A 22,402-nucleotide genomic window follows, 5' to 3' on the forward strand; every position below is an offset into this window, starting at 1 on the left:
AGTCGTCAAGCAATCATATTTTTTTGAATTCGATCCAGCCGAGCTCAAGGCCCGGCTTGACGGCTTCCAGCCGCAGCTCGTACAGGCCTGCTGCCAGCTCGACCTTCGCCAGCTTGAGCGTTACCCACGCGCCGCCGGTACCGTTGGTCTGTACGGTGGCGAGCGGCTTGCCGTTCAGCGTCAGGTTGCTCGCGCTCTGAGCGAGCTCGGATTCGGCGGACATGGCGCTTGCGAACAGCCGGTAGACGCCCGCTTGCTCCACGCGAAGGAAGGTCGCGCCTGCGGCGTCCGGCACGATCTGCGCGCCGTCCGCCACCGTCCGGGCGCTCTGCGCTTGCTCCGCGGCAGGGGCGGTCAGCGCCTGAAAAGCCTCGACTGTCTCCTGAGTGACCTTATCCCTGGCGCTGACCGGCGCGCGCAGAATGAAGCGGAGGATGTTCGCGGCGGATCGCTGGAGCTCGCCCCGCGTGAGCGTGCCGTCGGCCAGCGATTCGATCGTGTTGTCTCCGTAGGCGTTGGTCTCCGCTCCGTAGTTGCTGACGACCATGTACAGATCGTTCTGCGCGCGCACCATCCAGTTCGTGTACTTGCGATCGGGCGTGCCGCCTTGCGCCGCGTCGTTCATGACGGCCCACCAGTCCGTCATGACGATCCCTTGGAAGCCCCACTCGCCGCGCAGGATCGTCGTGTTCAGATCGTAGTTCGAAGCCGCCCAGTGCCCGTTAACCGGATTGTAAGACGTCATGACCGAGTTGGCGCCGCCTTCCCGGACGGCGATCTCGAACCCCTTGAGGTAGATTTCGCGCAGCGCGCGCTCCGATACGACGGCGTCGACCTTGCTGCGGTGCTTCTCCTGGTTGTTGCAGGCGAAGTGCTTGAGCGTGGCGTTCGAGCCGCCCTTCATAATACCGCGCACGCAGGCTGCGGCGAAGGCGCCGGAGATGAGCGGATCCTCGGAAAAGTACTCGAAGTTGCGCCCGTTGAGCGGGCTCCGCCGGATATTGAGACCCGGTCCGAGCAGCGTGTCGATCTCGTTGCGTACGAGCTCTTGGCCTTCCATGACGTACAGCTGCTCGACGAGCGCCGCGTTCCAGGTCGCCGCGAGCAGCGTCCCGATCGACACCTGCGTCGCCTTGTGGCCGCTGTCCATGCGAATGCCGGACGGCCCGTCCGACGTGCTTGCGACCGGGATGCCGTAGCCGAGCAGGCTGTCGGTCACCCCGCCGAAGGCCGAAGCCGTCCCCGGCGTGACGAGCGGGCTGCTCATGCCTTCGCCCCGGACGAGCGCGGCCAGATCTTCGTCGCCGAGCTGCGCGATAAAGGCTTCCAGGCCGACCTTGTCGTCGCGGACGTCCTTCAGCTTGAAGCCGCGGTCTCCGGTCTGCGCGATCTCTTGCGGGAGCCGGCTCTCGATGCGGTCCGCCAGCGAAATCTTGCGCCGCGGCGCGTCTTCGTACGCGAGCTCGTACGAGCCGTCCGCCCGGCATGCCCCCGGCTTCATCCGCGAGAGGCTCGCGATCGGCGCCATCGCTTCCTCGAGCTGCTGCACGACCTGAAGCGCGTCGACGACGTAGCCGTCTTGCCCCTCGAAGGCGACGGCAGCCGCCTTTTTCACGCTGGTCCCCGCGTAGAAGCGATAGGTCCCCGCCTCAAGCACGTAAGCGGAGGCATGCCCCGTCGCGCCCGCATCGTCGTAAGCGGCCATCGCGCGGACGGGGAAGCTGACGGTAAGCCGCTGCGACGCTCCCGGCTGCAGCAGTCCGGTCTTGGCAAAGGCCGCGAGCGCTCTGGCCGGACGCCCTAGCGCGCCTTGCGGCGCCTCGACGTACAGCTGAACGACCTCTTTGCCGGCGTAAACGGTCCCTGTATTCGTCACGACGACGTCGACGGCGATGACGGCTTCGCCGTCGGCGTCGATCAACCGGGCGTCCTCCGCCGCGAGGCCGAACGTCGTATACGACAGTCCGTAGCCGAACTCGAACTGCACGCGGTCCGGGCGGAACGTCTCGAAGTACCGGTAGCCGACGTAGATATCCTCTTGGTAAAGGTTCGCGAGCTCGTTGCCGTAGTTGCGGGTGGACGGATAGTCCTCGAGCGCATAAGCGATCGTATCCGTCAGCTTGCCGCTCGGCGTCACGTCGCCGGCCAGCACGTCGGCGATCGCGTTGCCGCCCTCCATGCCGCCGTGCCAGGCATAGATGACGCCGGCGATCGGATGAACGTACGCCGCGTCGTCGAGCCAGCTCATGTCGACGATGTTGGAGACGTTCAGCACGACGATCGTCTGCTCGAAGCGCGCCGTCACCTGCCTGAGCAACGCCCGCTCCTCGTCCGTAAGCAGGTAGCTGCCCGGCTTGTCCGCATTGTCCTGATCCTCGCCGGCCGTACGCCCGATAACGACGATCGCCTTGTTCGAGACGCCCCTGGCTTCGGCCACCAGCTCGTCCGTCAGCGGCATCTCGCGCTGATGCCAAGGCTCCGCCGCCCAGCCGCCGCCGCCGTTGTCGAACGGGTTCTGCTCGATCCACCGCTCGTAGACGGCCGCGAGCGACTCGTTGACAGCGACGTTTTCTTTGCCGCGAAGGCCGTCAAGCAGGTTCGTCGTATACGCCACGTGGACGCTGCCGCCGGAGCCCGTGCCGCTGCGGTAATAGTTCACTTGAATTCTCCCGAACACGGAGACGTTATCCCCTTGACGCAGGGGCAGCGCCTCGCCCTCGTTCTTCAGCAGCACGGCGCCTTCCGCGGCTACCGTACGGCTGAACGCCGCGAAGCCTTCCAACGGAACGCCGATCATCGATGTCGTCATATTGTATCCTCCTCAGGATGGAATCGCAGAGCCGGAATCGCCCGCCCGCGGGTCGCGTTTTTCAACTCGTATGTTTTCCGACCGATTCGCCTTCGACCAGCCGTACGTAGATCCGTTCCTGCTCGACCGGCCGGCCCTCGATCATTTTGAGCAGCTGTTCGGCGGCTAGCGCTCCCCACTTGCGTTTGGAGTAGTCAATCGTGGCCAACCGGGGTTGCATGTACTGCGCGAGTTCGATATTGTCGTAGCCGACCACATGTACGTCTTGTCCGATCTGCAGAGCGGTCTGCGTCCTCAAGTAGTCGCATAGACCGATCGCCATCTCGTCGTTCAGACAGAAAACGCCGACCGCTCCCTCGCCGGCGGCCTCTGCGATCCGCGGGCCCGCGGCATAGCCGGACGCCTTGTCGAAGGCGCCCGGGAGTTCCTCGAGACTCGCCTCCGGCACGCGCTCGACCGCCTGCCTGACCGCCCGCATCCGCTGCTGCGCGTCGAAGGCCGACTCGGGCCCGCCTACGGCGCAAATCCGTCTTAGTCCCCGACCGAGCAGATGCTCCACGGCCAGCGTCGCGCCGGCCTTATTGTCGAGCAGCACCTGATTGACGTTGGGGTGATCGAGCTCCCGGTCGAGGACGACCAGCTTGTGCCCGCGGGCCGCGTAGCCCAGCAGCTCTTCGTCGGCGAACGTCGCGTCGAGGATGATCGCCCCGTCGAACGCCCGCTCCGGGATCATCCGGTGCGACCGGCGGCCGCTGCAGACGATCAAGTCGTAGTCTCTGCGATTCAGCTCTTCTTTAAGACCGAACAGCAAGTCCCCGTAGAAATGGCCGCTGAAATCCGTCAGGAAGACGCCGACGAGCATCGTCTCCCGTTTCTTCAGCATGCGGGCGGCCCGGTTCGGTACGTAGCCAAGCTCGTCCGCGATGGCCTGGATGCGATCCGCGGTTTCCTTCGTAATCCGGTCGCTGCCGTTCAGCGCGTACGACACCGTGGAGATCGATACCCCTGCCGTGCTAGCAATATCCTTGATGCTGACCAACCTGCTCCTCTCCTTTCCTCGAAGCCGTGATTTGCTGAAGCCGTGCGTTGTAGAAAGCGTGTTTTACAATAGTTCTACATGGTAGAAGTAAACTTCGCGAAACGTTTCAATTCATTCAAAAAAAGGCAGAAACCGAAACGCGCATGCCCTCTTCTGCTCGCTATTCTCTAAATTTATCTGAAACGCGCCCCTTAAGCAACAGAAAATATAGGGTTTGACGCCTGCCGAAAGCAGAATTATACTATCCGTAGAAACGTTTCGATAAACCGTTATCATTTCAGAAAGAGGGTTATATACGTCATGTCCGATCCTAAAGCTCCTTTGTCCTCGTCGTCCCAAGAAAAGCTGCCCCTGCACGTTTACCTTGAACGGATGACCCTGGACGAGAAGATCGCCCAGCTGATCCAGCTCGCCGTTCCCTTCTTCGAGGGCGCCTCGGAGGCCGGCCTGATCACCGGCCCGATGGCCTCGCTCGGCATCGGCGAGGATACCGTTCATAACGCCGGGTCCGTGCTCGGCATGGCCGGCGCGCAGGAGACGATCAACGTCCAGCGCAAGCATCTCGAGCGCAATCGACTCGGCATTCCGCTCCTCATGATGGCCGACATCGTGCACGGCTTCAAGACGATCTTCCCCGTGCCGCTCGCCATCGGCTGCTCGTGGGACCTCGCGCTCGCGGAGCGCAGCGCGGAGATCGCCGCCAAGGAAGCGTCTGTATCCGGCGTTCACGTCACGTACGCCCCGATGGTGGACCTCGTGCGCGACCCCCGCTGGGGCCGGGTGATGGAGTCGACGGGCGAAGACCCGTATTTGAACGCGCTGTTCGCGAGAGCGTTCGTCCGCGGGTTCCAGGGCGACGACTTGTCGGGCGATCTGGACCGGGTCGCGGCCTGCGTCAAGCACTTCGCCGCCTACGGCGCAGCCGAAGCCGGACGCGACTACAACACCGTCGACCTGTCGGAGCGCCAGCTTCGCGAGTTCTACCTGCCGGCGTACAAGGCCGCGCTCGACGAAGGCTGCGAGATGGTGATGACGTCGTTCAACACGGTCGACGGCGTTCCGGCCACCGGCAACGTGCCGCTCATGCGGAAGCTGCTGCGGGAGGAATGGGGCTTTGACGGCATACTCATCTCCGACTGGGGCGCGGTCAAGGAGCTGATCGCCCACGGCATCGCCGAGGATGAGCGCGAAGCCGCGCTGAAGGCGATGAAGGCCGGCGTAGACATCGAGATGATGACGTCGTGCTACGCCAAGCATCTGTCCGAGCTCATCGAAGCCGGCGAATTGGACGCGGCGCTGATCGACGAAGCGGTCATGCGCATCCTGCAGCTCAAGGATAAGCTCGGCTTGTTCGAAAATCCGTACCGGGCGGCCGATCCCGAGCGCGAGCAAGAAGTCGTATTCAGCGACGAGCACCGCGCGGCTGCGCTGGAGCTGGCGCACAAGTCTTGCGTGCTGCTGAAAAACGACGGCGTCCTGCCGCTCTCGCCTGCGCGCAAGGTGGCGGTCATCGGTCCGTTCGCCCGCAACGGCGACCTGCTCGGGCCTTGGTCGTGGACCGGATCGCAGGACGCGGTCGTCCGCGTGTCCGAAGCGATCCGCGCCAAGGCGGCGACGCCGGGCGCGGTGACCGTCGCCGAAGGCTGCGGCATCGAGACCGACTCGACCGAGGCGCAGCTGCTTGAAGTCGCGGCCGCCGCGGGGGACGCCGACGTCATCGTGCTCGCGCTCGGCGAGCACTCCGACATGAGCGGCGAAGCCGGCTGCCGGGCGGACATCCGCCTGCCGGAGGCGCAACTCGCGCTGATCCGCCGCGTCAAGACGTTCGGCAAGCCGGTCGTGGCCGTGCTGTTCAACGGACGGCCGCTCGACCTGCACGGCGTCATCGACGAAGCGGATGCCGTGCTGGAAGCATGGTTCCCCGGCTCCGAAGGCGGCACGGCGGTGGCCGACCTGCTCTACGGCGACGCCAATCCGTCTGGCCGCCTGACGATGTCGTTCCCGCACAGTGTCGGCCAGGTGCCGGTGTATTACAACGCCTTTAATACGGGGCGTCCTCAAGGCGCGCCGGACGCGCAGGTCCGCTACGTGTCCCAGTACCTGGACATCCCGAACGAGCCGCTGCTGCCGTTCGGCTACGGCCTGGGCTATGCCGCGTTCGAATACGGCGAAGCCGCGCTGTCCGCGGACGTAATTACGCCGGATGCGCCGATCACGGTCAGCTTGCGCGTCACCAACGTCGGTGCGGTGGCCGGCATCGAGACCGTCCAGCTCTACGTCCGCGACATCGCGGGCGAGATCGTCCGGCCGGTCAAGGAGCTCAAGGGCTTCCGCCAGATCGAGCTGCAGCCCGGCGAGAGCGCCGAGGTCGCGTTCGAGCTGAGCGAGAGCCAGCTGCGGTATTACCACGCGGACCTGACGCTCGCCAGCGACGCCGGCGCGTTCCTCGCGATGGTCGGCCCGAACAGCCGCGACGTCGCGTCGCTGCCGTTCAAGCTCGTCAAGTAAATAAAGGAAAGCCCTCGGAGCGCGCTCCTGAGGGCTTTCCTTTGCAGAAGTAATGGGCTACGCTGAAGTTTCGGGCCGCGAGTTTCGGGCTGGCTAGGACGGCAAAGCAATCCTCGTCATACGCTCACAACTGCGCTCCCTCACCAGCGCTGGAGTTAGGCGTGTTTACCTGCATAAAGGCGCTTCGGGTGGCGGTTCTGCGGAGAAGATAGTGACATCACAGTCCGCGTTAGTGCCTTTATGCGATGATCGCCCCCTTCATGAGCGCCGTGGAGGCGGCGTTAGTGCCTTTTGGCTCTTATCGGTACCTTCCTGAGCGCTTCGGAGAAGGCGTTAGCGCCCATTTGCGCCTATCGCTACAGCCGGGAGCGCCATTGATGTGGCGTTGATGCCTTTTTGCGATTATCGGGCAGCATTACGCGGAGTTACACGGTTTTTCCGTGCAACGGCACTCCCGGACGATGGTTTCTGCGGAGTTACACGGTTTTTCCGTACAACGGCGCTCCCGAGCGACGGTTGCTACGGAGTTACACGGTTTTTCCGTGCAACGGCGCTCCCGAGCGACGGTTGCTACGGAGTTACACGGTTTTTCCGTGCAACGGCACTCCCGGACGATGGATTCTGCCGAGTTACACGGTTTTTCCGTGCAACGGCGTGCCCGGACGATGATTGCTGCGGAGTTACACGGTTTTTCCGTGCAACGGCGCGCCGAGGCGGCAATCGAAGCCCCCGCTTCCGCGGAGGACCGTCGCACACTCGTGGCTGCACGCAAAAAAGCGCGCCAGGCTCAGCCGGACGCGCATTTACTGCCTGTTACTCTTTGACGGCGCCGATGACGATGCCTTTGACGAAGTAGCGCTGCAGGAACGGGTACACGATCAGGATCGGCAGCGCGCCGATGAAGATCTGGGACGCCCGCAGCGTGCGCTGGGACAGGCCTTCGATCGCGGCCGGATCGAACTTGGTCATGTCCGCCTGCACGATGATCGTCTGCATGAAGCTCGCGAGCGGCAGCTTGGCGGCGTCCTTCATGTAGATGAGGCCGTCGAAGTAAGCGTTCCAGTGGCCGACCATCGTGAAGAGGGATACGGTCGCCAGCGACGGCAGGGACACTGGCAGGTAGACGGACCAGAACGTCCGCACATGGCCCGCGCCGTCGATGAATGCGGCTTCCTCGAGCTCCTTGGGTACGGAGCGGAAGAAGTTGAGGAGCAGGATGATGTTGTAGACGGCGACCATGCCCGGCAGGATGAGCGCGAACAGGTTATTGATCAGATGCAGCTTCAGGATCAAAATATAACTCGGGATGAGCCCGCCCGGGAACAGCATCGTGACGACGAAAAACCACAGATACGCGTTGCGCGCGCGGAACACTCGCGTGTCCTTGGACAGCGCGTACGCGGCGATCGCGTTGACGAGCATGCCGAGCGCCGTGCCGAGCACCGTCCGCTCGATGGAGATCCAGAGCGACTTGAGGAAGTTGGCGTTGCGGAACGTCTTCTCGTACGCGTCGAACGTCAGCCCCTTGGGCCAGAGCGTGACCAGCCCCGCGTTGGCCGCGGCGCTGGAGCTCAGGGACACCATCAGCAGGTGGAACATCGGCAGGAGGCAGAGGACGGCGATCACGAGGAGCACCGTATTGTTGAATGCGCTGAATACGCGGTAAGATAGCGTTTTATGATACACGAGGCTTCACTCCTTTCTAGAAAATCCGGTAGCCTGCGAACTTGTAGGCAAGCCTGTACGAGAACACGATCAGGATGAGGCTGATCACCGACTTGAAGAAGCCGACGGCCGTCGCGAAGCTGAATTGTCCGCCGAGGAGGCCTTCGCGGTAGACGAACGTGTCGATGATATCGCCTTGCTGGTAGATCATCGGGCTGTACAGGTTGAACACCTGGTCGAAGTTGGCGTTCAGGACGTTGCCCATCGCCAGCGTCGCGACGACGATAAGGATCGGCAGCAGCGACGGAATCGTAATGTTGAGCGTCTGCTTCCAGCGGGAAGCACCGTCGACTTCGGCCGCCTCGTACAGCGACGGATTGATGCTGGACAGCGCCGCGAGGAAGATGATCGTATTGAAGCCGAACTCTTTCCAGACGTCGCTCACGATAATCGTGATCCGGAACCAGGTACCGTCTCCGAGGAAGAATATAGGCTGGATGCCGAACAACTGCGTGAGCAGTTGATTGACGATCCCGGTCTGGCCCAGCAGGTCGATCAGGATGCCGGACAGCGTGACCCAGGACAGGAAGTGCGGCAGGTAGACGAACGTCTGGATCGAACGCTTGAGCCCCATTTTGCGCACCTCGTTCAGCAGCAGCGCGAACAGGAAAGGCACGATGAGGTTCAGGACGACCTTCGAGCAGGCGAACAGCAGCGTGTTGCCGATGATTTTAACGAAGTAATCATTGGTGAACATATAGTGGAAATGCTTGAATCCGACCCACGGCGAGTGGGCGAACCCGAGCCTGGCCTTGTAGTCCTGAAACGCCATGATGTTCCCGGTCATCGGGATGTAGGAAAAGATAAGTACGATCAAGGCGGCGGGCAACACCATGAGGTGAAGCGTCCACGGCTGCTTGTAGCCGCGTTTTCTGTCCTTGAGCTCGCGCGCCGCGGACTTGGATGTATTTGCTTCCATAGCTCTCCCCCGTTTGCATATCGAGTAATGGGCACAGAGCGAACCCTTGTTAAGCCATAGTAGCAACCGGAAAGGCCTTACAACTATAAGACATTGTTAGGATCGATAGGGTTTTGTTAAGCAATTGGAGCAGAGGGAGGAACGCGCGTATGCGCTGGAATATGGAAGGCGCCCCTTCGATGAAGGGCGGGCCGCTTAAAATGAGCATGTTCGCCAAGTACACGGGACTTATCGTCGCCCTGTTCATACCGATCGGCATCGTGTTCGCCTACGCCAACAACGTCGCGAACCGCGTCATTGGCACGGAGATGCGGGCTTCGAACATCAGTCAGCTGTCGTTCCTCTCGAGCCAGATCGACTCGCGGATCAATCAGACGATGGACTTCGTCTTCACGTTCTCGCGGGATCCGAACGTCCAGAAGTTCAACGGTCTCGGCGTTTGGGACGACCAATACGACCGGATGCAGACGAAGTACATGCTGCAGGAAAAAATGGAGCTGCAGTCCGGCATCGTGACGATCTGGCCGGTCGAATTCACGGTGTATTCGCAGGTGCACAAGGAAGCCGTGACCAACTCGAGCACGGACGCCCCGTACGACGAAGCGTATCTGGAGAGCAACCTGTCGGGCAATTGGATCTACGACGATCGGGCGCCGGCTTCGGGGCAAGCGAAGGCTTTCCGTTGGCTTTATACGGACTCGTTCGGACAGCAGAACAAGCTGACCGGCAGCAATCTGGTCGTACAAGCGAGCTTCGGCCGGGAAAACATACAGAATATGCTGGACACGTACAAGGAAGGCGGTCAGGGGGATCCGTTGTTCTACTATAAGGGCCGCGCCCCGATCCCCAATCGTACGTCGTCCGCCAAGCTTGTCACGGAGGTCCGATCTTACCTGGACGGGCTGAGCCTGGGCGACACGATGCAGCAGACGGTCCGCTTGGACGGAGACAGCTATCTGGTCAGCCTCGTGAAGTCCCCGCTGCTCGGCGGCTATCTCGTCGACATCGCGCCGCTCGATCAGGTGCTCGGGCCGATCTCGTCCAGCCGCAACCTTTTTTACCTGTCGATGCTGCTTTTGTTCCTGTTCGGCACCTTTATCTCCGTCCTGCTCTACAGGGACGTGCAGCGTCCGATCGTGAAGCTCATCGGCGGCCTCAAAAGGGTGCAGCGGGGCGACTTCTCGGCGCGCATCGACGCCAAGGCGAACGGCGAGTTCACGTTCCTGTTCTACCGGTTCAACGATATGTCGCGGCAGATCGAGGGTCTCATCGAGAACGTGCTGCAGGAGCGGATGCGCGCCCAGGAAGCGACGATGAAGCAGCTGCAGGCGCAGATCAACCCGCATTTCCTGTACAACTGCCTCGGCTACATGATTAACATGGCGCAGATGAAGGAGAACGACGCCGTCGTCGCGATGGGGTACAACCTCAGTGCCTATTACCGATACATCACGCGGATGGAAAAAGAAACGGCGAGCCTCGCGGAGGAAATGAAGCTCATCGTGAACTATCTGGACATCCAGAAGCTGCGCAACGGCCGGATTCACTACACGATCGACGTGCCCGAGGTAATGCTGGCCCAGCAGGTCCCGCGCTTGATGCTCCAGCCCCTTGTCGAAAATGCCGTCATCCACGGCGTCGGCAAGTCGTACGACTCGGGCGAGATCCGCATCCGCGGCGAAATATCGGACGGCCTCTGCCGGATCTTCGTCGACGACGACGGACCGGGCATGGACCCGGAGCGGCAAGCCCTGTTGAATCAAAGGCTGACGGGCCCGCTCGAGGAAGACATGGGCGCAGGCCTGTGGAATACGAACCAGCGCATTACCCACTGCTTCGGCAAGCGTTCGAGCCTTCATTTCTCCCGATCCGAACTCGGCGGCGTCCGCTCGGAGATCGTCTGGGAGATGCCGAAGCCAGCGTCATGACTCATAACCTACGGAACCGGACAAGGAGTGCTTTCATATGCAATTGCTCATCGTAGACGACGAAGCGCACTGGGTGGACAATCTGTCCATGCACAAGCCCTGGCACACGCTCGGCATCGAGCAGGTCCACAAGGCGTATTCCGCGCGCGAGGCGCTCCAGATTATCGATACCCACCCGATCGACATCGTCATCTCGGACATTATCATGCCCGAAATGACCGGCGTCGAGCTCATCGGGAAGATTAGGGAGTACGACAAGCGGATCAAGTGCATCATCCTGTCCGGCCATGCGGACTTCGATTATGCCAAGGAAGCCGTCCGCAACCATGCGGTCGACTACCTGCTCAAGCCGCCGACCGACGAGGAGCTGTTCGGCGCCGTCCGCGCGGCGATCGAGCAGCTGAACGCCGAGTGGGAGCGCGTCAGCTCGCTGGAGCGGACGCAGTTCGCCCTGCGCGAGAATCTGCCGATGCTGCGCGGACAGCTGCTGCTCGGCGCCATTCGGGGCGAGCGCATGTCCGCCGAGGAGTGGACGCGCAAGCTGGATACGTATGGACTGCCGTTCTGCGACGGGAACTGCGCGCTCGCGCTCGTACGGCTGGAGGACGAGTTCGATCCTTACCGGAACAACGGCCAGCATCTGCTCGAATATGCGATCACCAATATCGCGGAGGAAATCTTCGGCGAGTTCATGGAGGTATGGAGCGTCAAGGAGGAGCACGGTTATCTGGCGTTTCTGCTGCAGCTCAAGCAGGGCGCGAAGCCGGAACGGCCGGACCTGCTGCTCGAGAACCTGGCCATGCAGGTGCAGGCCAAGGTCAAGCAGTATCTGAAGGGCTCGCTGTCCGTCGTCATCACGGAGCCCTTCAGCTTTCCCGGCGAGCTGGCGGAGCAATACCGCCAGGCGTCCTCGTACTTCCGCCGGATCGTCGGCGACGAGCGCGAGTTCGTCATGAAGGTCGACCCGGCGGAGCAGCCGGCCTCGCTCGGTGCGCTCGAAATGCTGCACCGTCCCCCGGTCCTCCTGCATCTGCTCGAGGCGGGGAGATGGGACGCCGCGGAGGAGAAGCTCGCCGCGGTATTCGCGGAGCTGGAGGACAAAGGCTCCGAATCTTGGGAACACTGCATGGAGGTCGGCTTCGCGATCTCGTCCGCCTTCATGCATCTGGCGCATCGCGGCGGCAAGACGCTGGCCGGCATGCTCGGCGGAGACGGCGAGCTGCCTCAGTTGGGGGAGACGTTCGCCTCCATCGGCAAGCTGCGGAGGTGGTCGCTCGCGGCGCTCGCCCGGCTGCGCGAAGGCGCGGCCGACGATGCCCATGACGCGCGCTCGCACTACGTGCAGAAGATTCAGGCCTACGTGGACGCGAATCTCCACCTCGACGTCTCGCTGCGCGCGCTCGCGGATCACGTCAATTTGCACCCGACGCATTTGTCCAAGATCTACAAGCTCGAGACCGGCGAGGGCATCAGCGATTACGTCGCCGCGCTGCGCATGAGCCGCGCCTGTCATTTGCTCAAGTCGACGGACAAGAAAATTTACGAGATCAGCACGGAGATCGGCTATCTGGATCCCGCGTACTTCATCAAGGTGTTCAAGCGGCAATTCGACGTCACGCCGCAGGAATACAGGGAGAGTCATTGAAACGTTTCGCCAACAAACTAACAGAGTCCTACGAAAACTAATATCGCCATATGGAAGCCCTCCCCTAACGGTTGGTACAGTTAACACATGCAGTCATCACGACATAGTGGGGGATAAAAAATGGGTAAATTCAAGAAATCCTGGCTCGTGCCCGCGGCCATGTCGGTCGCTATGCTGGCCGGCTGCGCGAGCAACGGCAACGGCAACGGCGCGGCAAGCCCGTCCGGCGCGGCATCGGGCGCCAGCGCATCCGCAACCGCTTCGTCCGAGCAATCCGTAGCAGACAAGGCTTTTGCGGCAGGCAAGTACGATCCGGCGATCGAGATCAGCACGATCCTCATGCCGACGACGTACTCGAACGGCGACACCAAAGAGAACAACGTTCACGACCGCTGGATGCTCGACACGCTCGGCCTCAAGCTGAGCAAGGATACGTGGTATCCTGCCGGCAGCGACCAATACAAGCAACAGCTGCAGCTCGCCCTGACTTCCGGCGAGAAGCTGCCCGACTTCATCATGGTGCCGACCGACTCGGTGCTGACCAACCAGCTGATCGACTCCGGCGAATTTATGCCGATCGACGAGCTTTTCGACAAGTACGCCAACAAGATCTGGAAAGACCACGCCGCTCAGCATCCCGAGCTGTGGTATCCGTTCACCAAAGACGGCAAGCACTGGAACCTGCCGATCCTCGAGTACACCGACAACGACGACACGCTGCTCTGGCTGCGCGAAGACTGGATGGAAAAGCTCAACCTCGAGGCGCCGAAGACGATCGCGGATCTCGAGAACATCATGGACAAGTTCAAGAACCAAAATCCAGACGGCCTGGCGCCGAAGGACGTCTACCCGCTCGCCATCTCGCTCAAGAACAACACGAACACGTGGATGGGCGGCCTCGACTGGCTGTTCGGCGCGTACGGCACGATCGAAGAGCAGTGGAACAAGGACGCGGACGGCAACCTCGAGTACGGCTCCGTGAACCCGGGCGCGAAGCAAGCGCTGGCGAAGCTGCAAGAGTGGATGAAGAAGGGCTACATTCACCCGGATACCGCGCTGTGGGACGAAGGCAAGTCTGCCGAGATCTGGACCAAGGGCAACGCCGGCGTGCTGCCGGGCGCGAACTGGGTGCCGGACTGGCCGGCGCCGGACCTGCTCAAGAACGTGGCAGGCGCGAAGTACAAGGCTTATCCGGTACCTGCGGGTCCGGACGGCAAGATCGGCACCAAGTGGCAGAACTCCGGCGTCAACAGCAGCTTCATGGTCAACAAGAACGCCGCGCATCCTGAGGCGATCCTGCTGTATTACAACTACATGCTGGACAATCTGGCCAACCCGCCTGCAGGCAGCCCGTACGAGCACGGCTTCGCCAAAGGCTACGACTGGGATATCGTCGACGGCCAGCCGACGAGCGACTCAGCCAAGATCAAGAACTACAACGACAAGTTCCCGTTCATCACCGGCCCGGCGCGCATTCCGGACCTGTACATGAAGACCCTCGTCAAGCTCGCCGACGGCGGCACGCCGGAGACGCCTTACGAGAAGCAGCAAGCCGAGTCCCGCAAGCCGGAAAACTGGTACGCAGCGAAGGTCGTCATGTCGCAGATCGACATCCGCAAGCAGAACTACTTCACCGGCGCCGCGACGCCGACCATGATCTCCAAGTGGAACCTCCTGCGTCAATCCGAGCTCGAGACGTTCAACAAGATCATCTACGGCAAGCTGCCGATCGACGCGTTCGACACCTTCGTCACCAGCTGGAAGACGAACGGCGGCGAACAAGTCACCAAGGAAGTCAACGATTGGTTCAAGTCGGTACAGCAATAAGACCAATCGGCAACAAAAGCAGGACGGCGCGAGAGCAATCTCGCCGCCGTCCTTTTTTGCGTTGGAAAAATGGCGAAAATGCGCGAATAAAACCGGATAACGATATATCATTTTGCCAAAATATATTATAATTTTGAGGACGCATCCAATATTTTCATAGGCTTCATGAGTGGCAACGGCATTGGCTGAAAGGAAGTGCACACGGTAAAACCGGCGCTGGATGCGGCATTTAGGATCATTTTAAGCTAGGAGACGATGCGAAGCAGATGGGTTATCCTACATGGAAAAGAACATCAAAACGTATGCTGCGGATGTCCGTGATGTTTTTGGTCTGCACGGTGGTATTCGCTTCTCTTATCGGAAGCTTCGGGACTCGGATTTATGCGGAATCCGCGCCGCCGATGTTTATCGCCCAACCTGAGGACGCAGTGATAAATGCGGGCGAAAACACTTCCTTTACTGCAGAGGCGGAGAACTATACCGATTATCAATGGCAAGTGGATACGGGCTCAGGCTTTTCGGATATTGATGAAGTAGCGCCTTACAGCGACGTGAATACGAAGACGCTGTCAATTACAGGCGCGACAATCGGCATGAACGGCTATAACTACCGGCTCGTGGCGACCAATTCAGCGCTGCTTGAAGCAGAATCGGATACCGTAACCCTGACCGTAAATTCGGCGGACGATACCCCGCAGCCCACGATTACCTTGCAGCCGGCCGACCAGACGATGAATGTCGGCGACCACGCCAGCATCACGCTGGAAGTCACGGCGCAAGTTAGCGGGGACGGGGATTTAAGCTATCAGTGGTACAGAAGCGACCCTGTCAATGGCATCTTCGCGCTTTCGGGCAAGATCGATGCTTCATTGACTGTGCCTACGACAAGTGCCGGCGAAAATGATTATTATGTCGTCGTCACCAATACGGACGCCTCGGTTCCGGGCACGCAGACCGCATCGGTGACCAGCCGTACGGCCAAAGTAAAAGTAAACGCGCTGGCTGGGGCGGCGGCGCCCAAAATCGACACCCAGCCGACAGCCGATACGGTGGTCGACCAGAACGACAGCGTCGTTCTGCACGTAGAGGCCAGCTTGTACGCGGGCGACAGCGGTTCGTTGAGCTACCAGTGGTACAGAAGCGATAGCGCCAGCGCCGATAGCAGCGTACAGCTCGGCGGGAAGACCAGCGACTCGTTTACCGTACCGACCGGGGGTTCCGGCGTATTTTATTATTTTGTCGTCGTGACGAACAACGATAGTTCTGCGCCCGGCGAGAAGACAGCATCGGTCAAGAGCAACGTAGCAAAAGTCACGGTGAACGCATTGACTAATGCTACGCCGCCCGTTATCGACACGGAGCCGGCAACCGACACGGTCGATGCAGGCGGCAGCGTCATCCTGCACGTCTTAGCGCACGGCTCAGGCTCGTTAAGCTACCAGTGGTATCGTAACGATAGCAACATTAACACCGGAGGCTTTCTGCTTGACGGAGCGACGGGCGACTCGTATACCGTGCCGACAGGAGCTGCAGGCGTCAATTATTATTACGTCGTCGTCACCAATACCGACAACTCCGTGCCGGGTACGAAAACCGCTTCGGCCACCAGCGCGGCAGCCAAGGTGACAGTGAACGCGCTGGCGGGGGCGCAAACGCCTGCCATCGACGAGGGCCCGGCAGACGATACGGTAGACGAGGGCGGCAGTGTCATCCTGCATGTAGTCGCGAGCGGAACAGGCTCGCTAAGCTACCAATGGTATGGAAACGATAGCAACAGCATGTTTGGCGCTTCCGAGATTCTTGGCGCCACCGACACCTCCCTTACCGTACCTACAACGGATGGTGGCGTATTTTACTATTACGTCGTTGTCACGAATACTGACAATTCCGTACCGGGCAACAAGACCGCGTCCGTCACAAGCCGTATTGCAAAAGTAACGGTTAACGCACTGGCAGATGCTGCCGAGCCGATCATCGACTCGCAGACAGACAGCGATCAAACGGTGAATGAAGGGGATCAGCGTATACTTAGCGTGGAGGCCCATTCCACCGATGGCGGAACGCTGACGTATCAGTGGTACCGGACTGACGACAACGGTACTGTACAAGTCTTCAATGCAACAAATGCAACCTTTACGGCGCATTCCGCAGTGAACCCCGGAGACGCCTTTGGGACCTACTATTACTACGTCGTCGTGACCAATACGAACAACGACGTTCCAGGCACTAAGCAAGCTTTTGCGACTGGAGAAGTCATTAAGGTCACCGTGAATGCGAACGCGCATAGGCCAGTCTTCCTTGTGCATCCGAAGACGAAGACGGTTAATGAAGGCGGCACTGTCACGCTGAGCGTCGAAGCGACTATAGGAGAAGCCCCCGGGACCTTAACCTATCAATGGTACCGGAACGCTACGAATAACACGTCGGACGGCACGCTCATTCCGGACGCGACCAACATGACCTATACAGCTCCGACATCCGTGGTCGGCGTCACTTATTATTATGCGGTGGCAACGAATACGGATAACACGGCCCTGGGCTACAAGGTCGTATCGGAGGCCAGCGGCGCAGCTCGGGTGAAGGTTAACGCGCTGACGTACACCGTCGATTCGATCTCTGATCAGACCGCTGACGAACTGGTCCAAGGCTACGCGTCGGGAACGCAGCAGACAAGGACGATCTCGATCGCCAATACCGGCACCGGCGGATTGACGAATCTCTCGGCATCGCTGAGCGGCGAGGACGCCGAGGACTTCGTCCTCACGCAGCCCGCTTCGACGCTGGTGAGCGGCTCGCCCGCTACGAGCTTCACGGTCACGGCCAAGGACGGATTGACCGCGGGAACGCACGCCGCTACGGTCACGATCAAGGCCGATCATTTGGCGGATGTATCGTTTACGGTGACACAAGTCATTAAAGCACCCGAGATCGTGTATACGGGAACGGGTCAACCGGCCTCGACTAACGTCGAAGTGTTGGTAAACGGCAAAGCCGTATATGCAGGCTCCGCGACCACAAGCCAAACCGACGGACGATCGGTCACTACCGTGACCATGGATCCTCAGAAGCTGGCCGAGCGGCTGGCAGCTGAAGGCACAGGTGCGATAATCACGATTCCGGTCGCGGTTGCATCGGATCGCATCATCGTGGCGCTCGACGGTCAAGCCATTCAAAACTTGGATCAGAAGCATGCCGTTTTAGTGCTCCAGGCGAAAAATGCCACCTACAGCCTGCCTATCCAACAAGTGAACTTCAGCTCCGTCGTAGCGCAACTCGGCGCGAATATCGATCTGCGGGACGTCAAAATCCAGATCGAGATCTCCGCGCCGACGGCTGACACGGCCAAGCTCGTCGAGAACGCGTCGTCCCGCGGCAACTTCTCGGTCGTCATACCGCCGGTCAGCTTCACGGTAAAACTCACTTACGGCGATAAAACCGTTGAAGTTTCAAAGTTTAATGGTTATGTCGAACGCAAGTTAGCCATTCCCGAAGGCATCGACCGCGCCAAGATCACCACGGGCATCGTCGTGGAGCCTGACGGAACGGTGCGGCATGTACCGAGCAAAGTGACGACGATCGACGGCAAAGACTATGTCGTGATCAACAGCCTGACCAACAGTACCTATGCAGTCGTATGGAACCCGCTTCAGTTCAGCGACGTCGCTTCCCACTGGGCTAAAGACAGCGTGAACGATATGGGATCGCGCATGGTCATCGGGGGGACGGGCGACGGCTTGTTCAGTCCGGATCGCGACATTACCCGAGCCGAATTCGCAGCGATCATCGTTCGCGGGTTGGGACTCAAGCTGGAGGATGGCACGACGCCGTTCGCGGATGCCGGCGCATCGGGCGGATACAGCAGCGCGATCAGCACCGCTTATGCGTACCATTTGATCAGCGGCTTCGAAGACGGCACCTTCCGTCCGGATGCCAGGATCACGCGGGAGCAAGCGATGGCGATCATCGCCAAGGCGATGAAGGTAACCGGCCTTGGCAGCGATCTCGGCAGCGCAGCTAACGAGGATGCATTGCTTCCGTTCACGGATGCCGAAGCCGTTGCACCATGGGCGATCGACAGCGTCGCCAGCAACGTCCAGGCCGGTCTGGTCAAGGGAAGAACCTTCACGAGACTGGATCCGAAGGCTTATATCACCAGAGCCGAGGTTGCCGCGATCGTGCAGCGTTTGCTTCAACAGTCCGATTTAATCTAAAACGTTCTTGAACATGGGGCCGCTCCCAAGTCATATCCTTTGACTTGGGGGCGGCTTCTTTGCGTTTGCTGTATCGCATAAATTCAGCACTCACACGCGACTCCGACGCCCAAGTGCTGTCCATGGAAAGCACTTCGACTCGCACACGCCACTCTGACGACCAAGTACTTCCCAGGGAAAGCACTTCGACTCGTACAGCCACTCCGGCGCCCAAGTACTGCCCAAGGAAAGCACTTCGACTCGCACACGCCACTCCGGCGCCAAAGTGCTGCCCATGGAAAGCACTTCGACTCGCACACACGACTCCGGTGCCCAAGTGCTGCCCAGGGAAAGCACTTCGACTAGCACGCACGAATCCAACGCCCAAGTGCTGTCCATGGAAAGCACTTCGACTCGCACACGTGACTCCAACGCCCAAGTGCTGCCCAGGGAAAGCATCTCGACTCGCACACGTGACTCCAATGCTCAAGTGCTGCCCATGGAAAGCACTGCGACTTGCACACCCGGCTCATTCGCCCCCTCCTCTACCTCGCCCCCCAAAAATAGCTAGGATCCCGCGCATAAGGTGCAGCTTTGCGTCTACTCGGCCGCCGACGAATTCGGTAGGCTCAAGGATGAACGCCATCCTCTCGTTGCAAAGGAGCTATGCCGGCCATGAACGCCATCCAAGCGCGAATCGAAGCGCTGCGCCAATATACCGCCCCCCTCACCGCACCGGACGACCTTGAAGCCTTCTGGGCGCGCGCATGCCGGGAGGCCGACGCATCGGCCGCCTATTCCGCGATCCAGCCCGCCGCCTCTCCGTTCCGGCAAGCGCAAGCGTTCAAAGTGGTCTATGCCGGCGCAGCCGACACGCCTGTCCACGCCTGGTTCCTGCTGCCGCCGGATTCGCTGCAGCAGCCCGCTCCCTGCGTCGTCGTCTTCCACGGCTACTCCCTCTCCAAGGGCCTGCCTGAAGAGCATGCGGCATGGCTGCTCATGGGCTATGCCGTGCTCGCCGTGGATGTGCGCGGACAAGGCGGCGACACGGGCAACGGGCTGCCGCTAGAGCACGGCACGGCCAAGGGCTGGATCACGCAGGGCATCCTGGACCCGGAGCGCTCCTACTTCCGGGCGATCGCGATCGACGCCTTGCGCGCCGTCCGGTGCGCGATGGCTATGCCCGACGTCGATCCCGCGCGCGTATTCGCCTTCGGCGGCAGCCAGGGCGGCGGGCTGGCGCTGCTCGCGGCCGCGCTCGCTCCCGGACTGCGGGCCGCGATCGCGCACGTGCCGAACATGTGCCATATGGATCTCGGCATCCTGCAGTCGGTCGGCTCGATCTCCGAAGCCGCGGACTTCGCGACGCGGTTCCCCGGCCGCCTCCATGACGTGCTCCGCACGCTGAGCTACTTCGACATCGTGAATCTGGCGGATCGCATCGCGCTGCCCGTGCACGTCACGGTCGGCCTGAAGGACACAACCTGCCTGCCCGAGACGATCTTCGCAGCCTACAACCGGACCGCCTCCCCGGACAAGTCGATCGAGGTCCATCCGTTCATGGGACACGCGATGCCGCCAGGATATTACGCGGCTGCTCACGCTTTTTACTCGCGGTTGGCGCGATAGTTCGCCGTGCTCCGGGCACTTGCAGACGATCGGAACTCGATGCGACTCAGCCCCTCCACAGCGCCTTTGACGAGCGCGGATTTGGCGACGTAGATCGGAAACGAGTAAAAGTGCTGCCAATGGAGCATCTCGTATACACCGATCCATACGCTAATGGGCTCTAAGACAAATGCAAACACCGCGCCCATGATCGTTTCTGCGATCAAAAACGACCGCCATTTGGGGAAATATTGAAAAACCAACATATGCATGATAGGCAACAACCCGAGATCGATTTCCGACAACTCGGGCAAAAACCGAAATAGCTTATGCGGATAGATCCACAAATTCTGCTCATATCCGAGATGATCCAATAAAAAGACGAGATAGCCGACCGAGACCCCGAATAACAAAATATCCTTGAGTCTGGTTTTATCGACGACTTTCCACCAGACGATCCAGGGGATAACGAACGCTGCCAGCAGCAACCACCATTGCGGCGCGAACAGATCATAATGCAGCCAATAATCGCGACTGAGCTCGGTCAACTTCCGATGGACATCCTCTATTTCACCGAGCATGGAATCCCCCGACATACGCGTCCGACCTCCCTCAGGTTCATCGACCGCGGAACCGCGAGACGCTGCGCCCGGCATAAATACGAAGCGCGAAGGCGCATCTTGGCTATTGTTGCCTACAGAGGAATTGCTATGCGCACAACGACGCAGGCGCAGTCCCAAACGTGCAGGATTACGCCGAAAACGATAGCTTCCCGCCGTCGTCCCCGCCGCCCGGCCGGTGCTATAATGCCGATTAACCCGGCCGTAAGCCGACGAAAGAGGGGAAGCAAGATGACCAATCGCATACCGCCGGCGAATGCGGCAGACTGGCGCAGCTGGACGCCGCACGCGGCGCTCGCGCCGGAATTCCGCAAAGACGCTATAGACGGCGAGCCCGTCCTGATCATAAGGGCGACGGGCGCCCGGAACGCCTATGGAAAATGGACTTGCAAAACGGCGGCGGACATCGCAGGCTTAAAATCCTACGACATCCAGGCCGACTTTCTGGCAACCGGCATCGATGCCGTCCGCGCAGACGTGTACGCGCTAGTCACCTGGTCCGACGCGAACGGCGCGCTGCTCACGCGCGACTACATCGATCAATCCCGCGAAGCGCTGCCGGATGGCTGGATCGGTCTTCGCAGGACGATGACGGCCCCCGCCGGCGCCGCGTTCGCCGAGCTCGAGCTCGCATTCAGATGGTCGGCGAGCGGAGAGGTCGCCTGGCGGAGAGCGTCCGTCGCGGAGACCGCAGCTACCGTGCAACCGCCGATCAGAACGGTCCGCGTCGCCACGACGCTGATCAACAAGTTCAGCGGCAGCCGCACGGGAAATCTCGCCGACATGAGCGACTTGCTGGACCAGGCCGGCGCGCAGCGGGCGGATATCGTGTGCCTGAGCGAAGGCGTCTACGAGCAAGGCGCCGGCGGGCGCGGCTATGGCCAATTCGGGGAGCCGATTCCGGGCGCGTTCACGAACTTCCTGGCCAGCCATGCGCGGAAGCACAGATACTACGTCATCGCGAGCTTGTTCGAGACGGACGGCGACGTTCTCTATAACACCGCCGTCCTGATCGACCGGGACGGCCGCATCGCGGGCAAGTACCGGAAGACGCATCTGCCGCTCTTCGAAGCGGAGATGGGCGTGACGCCAGGCAGCGAATACCCGGTGTTCGACACCGACTTCGGCCGGATCGGCATCCTGATCTGCTGGGACAGCTACTTCCCCGAGCCCGCGCGGCTGCTGGCGCTCAAGGGAGCCGAGCTGCTCTTCGTGCCGACGCAGGGCAACGCGCGCATCCAATCGCTCGCGAGAGCGGTCGACAACGGCGTCCATGTCGTGGTCGCGGGCATGTGGGAGGAAAAGCCCAGCCGGATCGTCGATCCCCGGGGCGATGTGCTTGCGGAGCTGTCCGAGGAAGCGCACGGCGTCGCGGTCGCGGAGATCGACCTCGGCAAGCCGCTCTACAAAAATTGGCTGTCGGTGGGGGACGCCGACGGCGAAGCCCGCTCGCTGTTCCGCCGGGAGCGGCGCCCAAGCACGTACGGCGATCTGACGATCTAGCCCAGCCCGAAGCCCGAAGCGGACCAACAGTAGAAAATATCGCCCATCAGTGCAGGATTGCGCGCTTACGGCAAAATGAAA

The 22,402-nt window shown here is 60.9% G+C and carries 13 protein-coding genes; 8 read left to right on the forward strand and 5 right to left on the reverse strand.

What is annotated here, in order from left to right:
• Positions 1-13: 13 nt before the first annotated feature.
• Entirely contained in the window at positions 14-2,809 is a 2,796-nt protein-coding gene (locus tag ACFOTD_RS07575; RefSeq protein ID WP_378117323.1) for a glycoside hydrolase family 3 C-terminal domain-containing protein, read from the reverse strand.
• A 61-nt stretch (positions 2,810-2,870) separates the two neighbouring features.
• Positions 2,871-3,848, reverse strand: coding sequence for a LacI family DNA-binding transcriptional regulator (locus ACFOTD_RS07580; RefSeq protein ID WP_378117325.1), 978 nt, complete (start codon positions 3,846-3,848; stop codon positions 2,871-2,873).
• 300 nt (positions 3,849-4,148) lie between these two features.
• Between ACFOTD_RS07580 and bglX the strand changes: the two genes are divergently transcribed.
• A complete protein-coding gene (gene bglX, locus ACFOTD_RS07585; RefSeq protein WP_378117327.1) occupies positions 4,149-6,356 on the forward strand; it encodes a beta-glucosidase BglX in 2,208 nt (735 codons plus the stop codon).
• An 813-nt stretch (positions 6,357-7,169) separates the two neighbouring features.
• Here the strand turns inward: bglX and ACFOTD_RS07590 are convergent.
• Both ACFOTD_RS07590 and ACFOTD_RS07595 read right to left on the reverse strand, forming a co-directional pair.
• Positions 7,170-8,042 carry a carbohydrate ABC transporter permease gene (locus tag ACFOTD_RS07590; protein WP_378117329.1) on the reverse strand — a complete coding sequence of 291 codons (873 nt, stop codon included), beginning with the start codon at positions 8,040-8,042 and terminating at the stop codon, positions 7,170-7,172.
• 16 nt (positions 8,043-8,058) lie between these two features.
• Positions 8,059-9,000 carry an ABC transporter permease gene (locus tag ACFOTD_RS07595; RefSeq protein ID WP_378117331.1) on the reverse strand — a complete coding sequence of 314 codons (942 nt, stop codon included), beginning with the start codon at positions 8,998-9,000 and terminating at the stop codon, positions 8,059-8,061.
• A 149-nt stretch (positions 9,001-9,149) separates the two neighbouring features.
• Between ACFOTD_RS07595 and ACFOTD_RS07600 the strand changes: the two genes are divergently transcribed.
• The 6 genes from ACFOTD_RS07600 (at position 9,150) to ACFOTD_RS07625 (ending at position 20,219) form a co-directional block, all read left to right on the forward strand.
• Positions 9,150-10,928 carry a histidine kinase gene (locus ACFOTD_RS07600; RefSeq protein ID WP_378117333.1) on the forward strand — a complete coding sequence of 593 codons (1,779 nt, stop codon included), beginning with the start codon at positions 9,150-9,152 and terminating at the stop codon, positions 10,926-10,928.
• Between the two features lie 37 nt (positions 10,929-10,965).
• Positions 10,966-12,573 (forward strand): response regulator, encoded by a 1,608-nt coding sequence (locus ACFOTD_RS07605; protein WP_378117335.1) that lies wholly within the window; start codon positions 10,966-10,968, stop codon positions 12,571-12,573.
• 120 nt (positions 12,574-12,693) lie between these two features.
• The gene (locus tag ACFOTD_RS07610; RefSeq protein WP_378117337.1) at positions 12,694-14,400 is read left to right on the forward strand and encodes a type 2 periplasmic-binding domain-containing protein; all 1,707 of its coding nucleotides are present in this window, start codon (positions 12,694-12,696) and stop codon (positions 14,398-14,400) included.
• A 280-nt stretch (positions 14,401-14,680) separates the two neighbouring features.
• Entirely contained in the window at positions 14,681-14,821 is a 141-nt protein-coding gene (locus tag ACFOTD_RS07615; RefSeq protein ID WP_378117339.1) for a hypothetical protein, read from the forward strand.
• Positions 14,822-14,828: 7 nt separating this feature from the next.
• The gene (locus ACFOTD_RS07620; RefSeq protein WP_378117340.1) at positions 14,829-18,611 is read left to right on the forward strand and encodes an S-layer homology domain-containing protein; all 3,783 of its coding nucleotides are present in this window, start codon (positions 14,829-14,831) and stop codon (positions 18,609-18,611) included.
• A 654-nt stretch (positions 18,612-19,265) separates the two neighbouring features.
• Positions 19,266-20,219: an acetylxylan esterase gene (locus tag ACFOTD_RS07625; protein WP_378117342.1), complete on the forward strand. Its 954-nt coding sequence runs from the start codon at positions 19,266-19,268 to the stop codon at positions 20,217-20,219.
• Here the strand turns inward: ACFOTD_RS07625 and ACFOTD_RS07630 are convergent.
• Complete coding sequence (locus tag ACFOTD_RS07630) at positions 20,198-20,938, reverse strand: CBO0543 family protein (RefSeq protein WP_378117343.1); 741 nt, start codon at positions 20,936-20,938, stop codon at positions 20,198-20,200. The genes ACFOTD_RS07625 and ACFOTD_RS07630 overlap by 22 nt on opposite strands.
• Positions 20,939-21,049: 111 nt before the next feature.
• Between ACFOTD_RS07630 and ACFOTD_RS07635 the strand changes: the two genes are divergently transcribed.
• Entirely contained in the window at positions 21,050-22,321 is a 1,272-nt protein-coding gene (locus ACFOTD_RS07635) for a carbon-nitrogen hydrolase family protein (RefSeq protein ID WP_378117345.1), read from the forward strand.
• Positions 22,322-22,402: the final 81 nt, after the last annotated feature.

It is taken from the genome of Cohnella sp. GCM10012308, assembly GCF_042649185.1.
Taxonomy (GTDB): Bacteria; Bacillota; Bacilli; order Paenibacillales; family Paenibacillaceae; genus Cohnella.

Excerpts from the sequence above, each read along its gene's own strand:
- ACFOTD_RS07575 (WP_378117323.1), bottom strand. The coding sequence starts at position 2,809 with ATGACGACATCGATGATCGGCGTTCCGTTGGAAGGCTTCGCGGCGTTC.
- bglX (WP_378117327.1), top strand. The coding sequence starts at position 4,149 with ATGTCCGATCCTAAAGCTCCTTTGTCCTCGTCGTCCCAAGAAAAGCTG.
- ACFOTD_RS07595 (WP_378117331.1), bottom strand. The coding sequence starts at position 9,000 with ATGGAAGCAAATACATCCAAGTCCGCGGCGCGCGAGCTCAAGGACAGA.
- ACFOTD_RS07600 (WP_378117333.1), top strand. The coding sequence starts at position 9,150 with ATGCGCTGGAATATGGAAGGCGCCCCTTCGATGAAGGGCGGGCCGCTT.
- ACFOTD_RS07605 (WP_378117335.1), top strand. The coding sequence starts at position 10,966 with ATGCAATTGCTCATCGTAGACGACGAAGCGCACTGGGTGGACAATCTG.
- ACFOTD_RS07610 (WP_378117337.1), top strand. The coding sequence starts at position 12,694 with ATGGGTAAATTCAAGAAATCCTGGCTCGTGCCCGCGGCCATGTCGGTC.
- ACFOTD_RS07615 (WP_378117339.1), top strand. The coding sequence starts at position 14,681 with ATGGAAAAGAACATCAAAACGTATGCTGCGGATGTCCGTGATGTTTTT.
- ACFOTD_RS07625 (WP_378117342.1), top strand. The coding sequence starts at position 19,266 with ATGAACGCCATCCAAGCGCGAATCGAAGCGCTGCGCCAATATACCGCC.
- ACFOTD_RS07635 (WP_378117345.1), top strand. The coding sequence starts at position 21,050 with ATGACCAATCGCATACCGCCGGCGAATGCGGCAGACTGGCGCAGCTGG.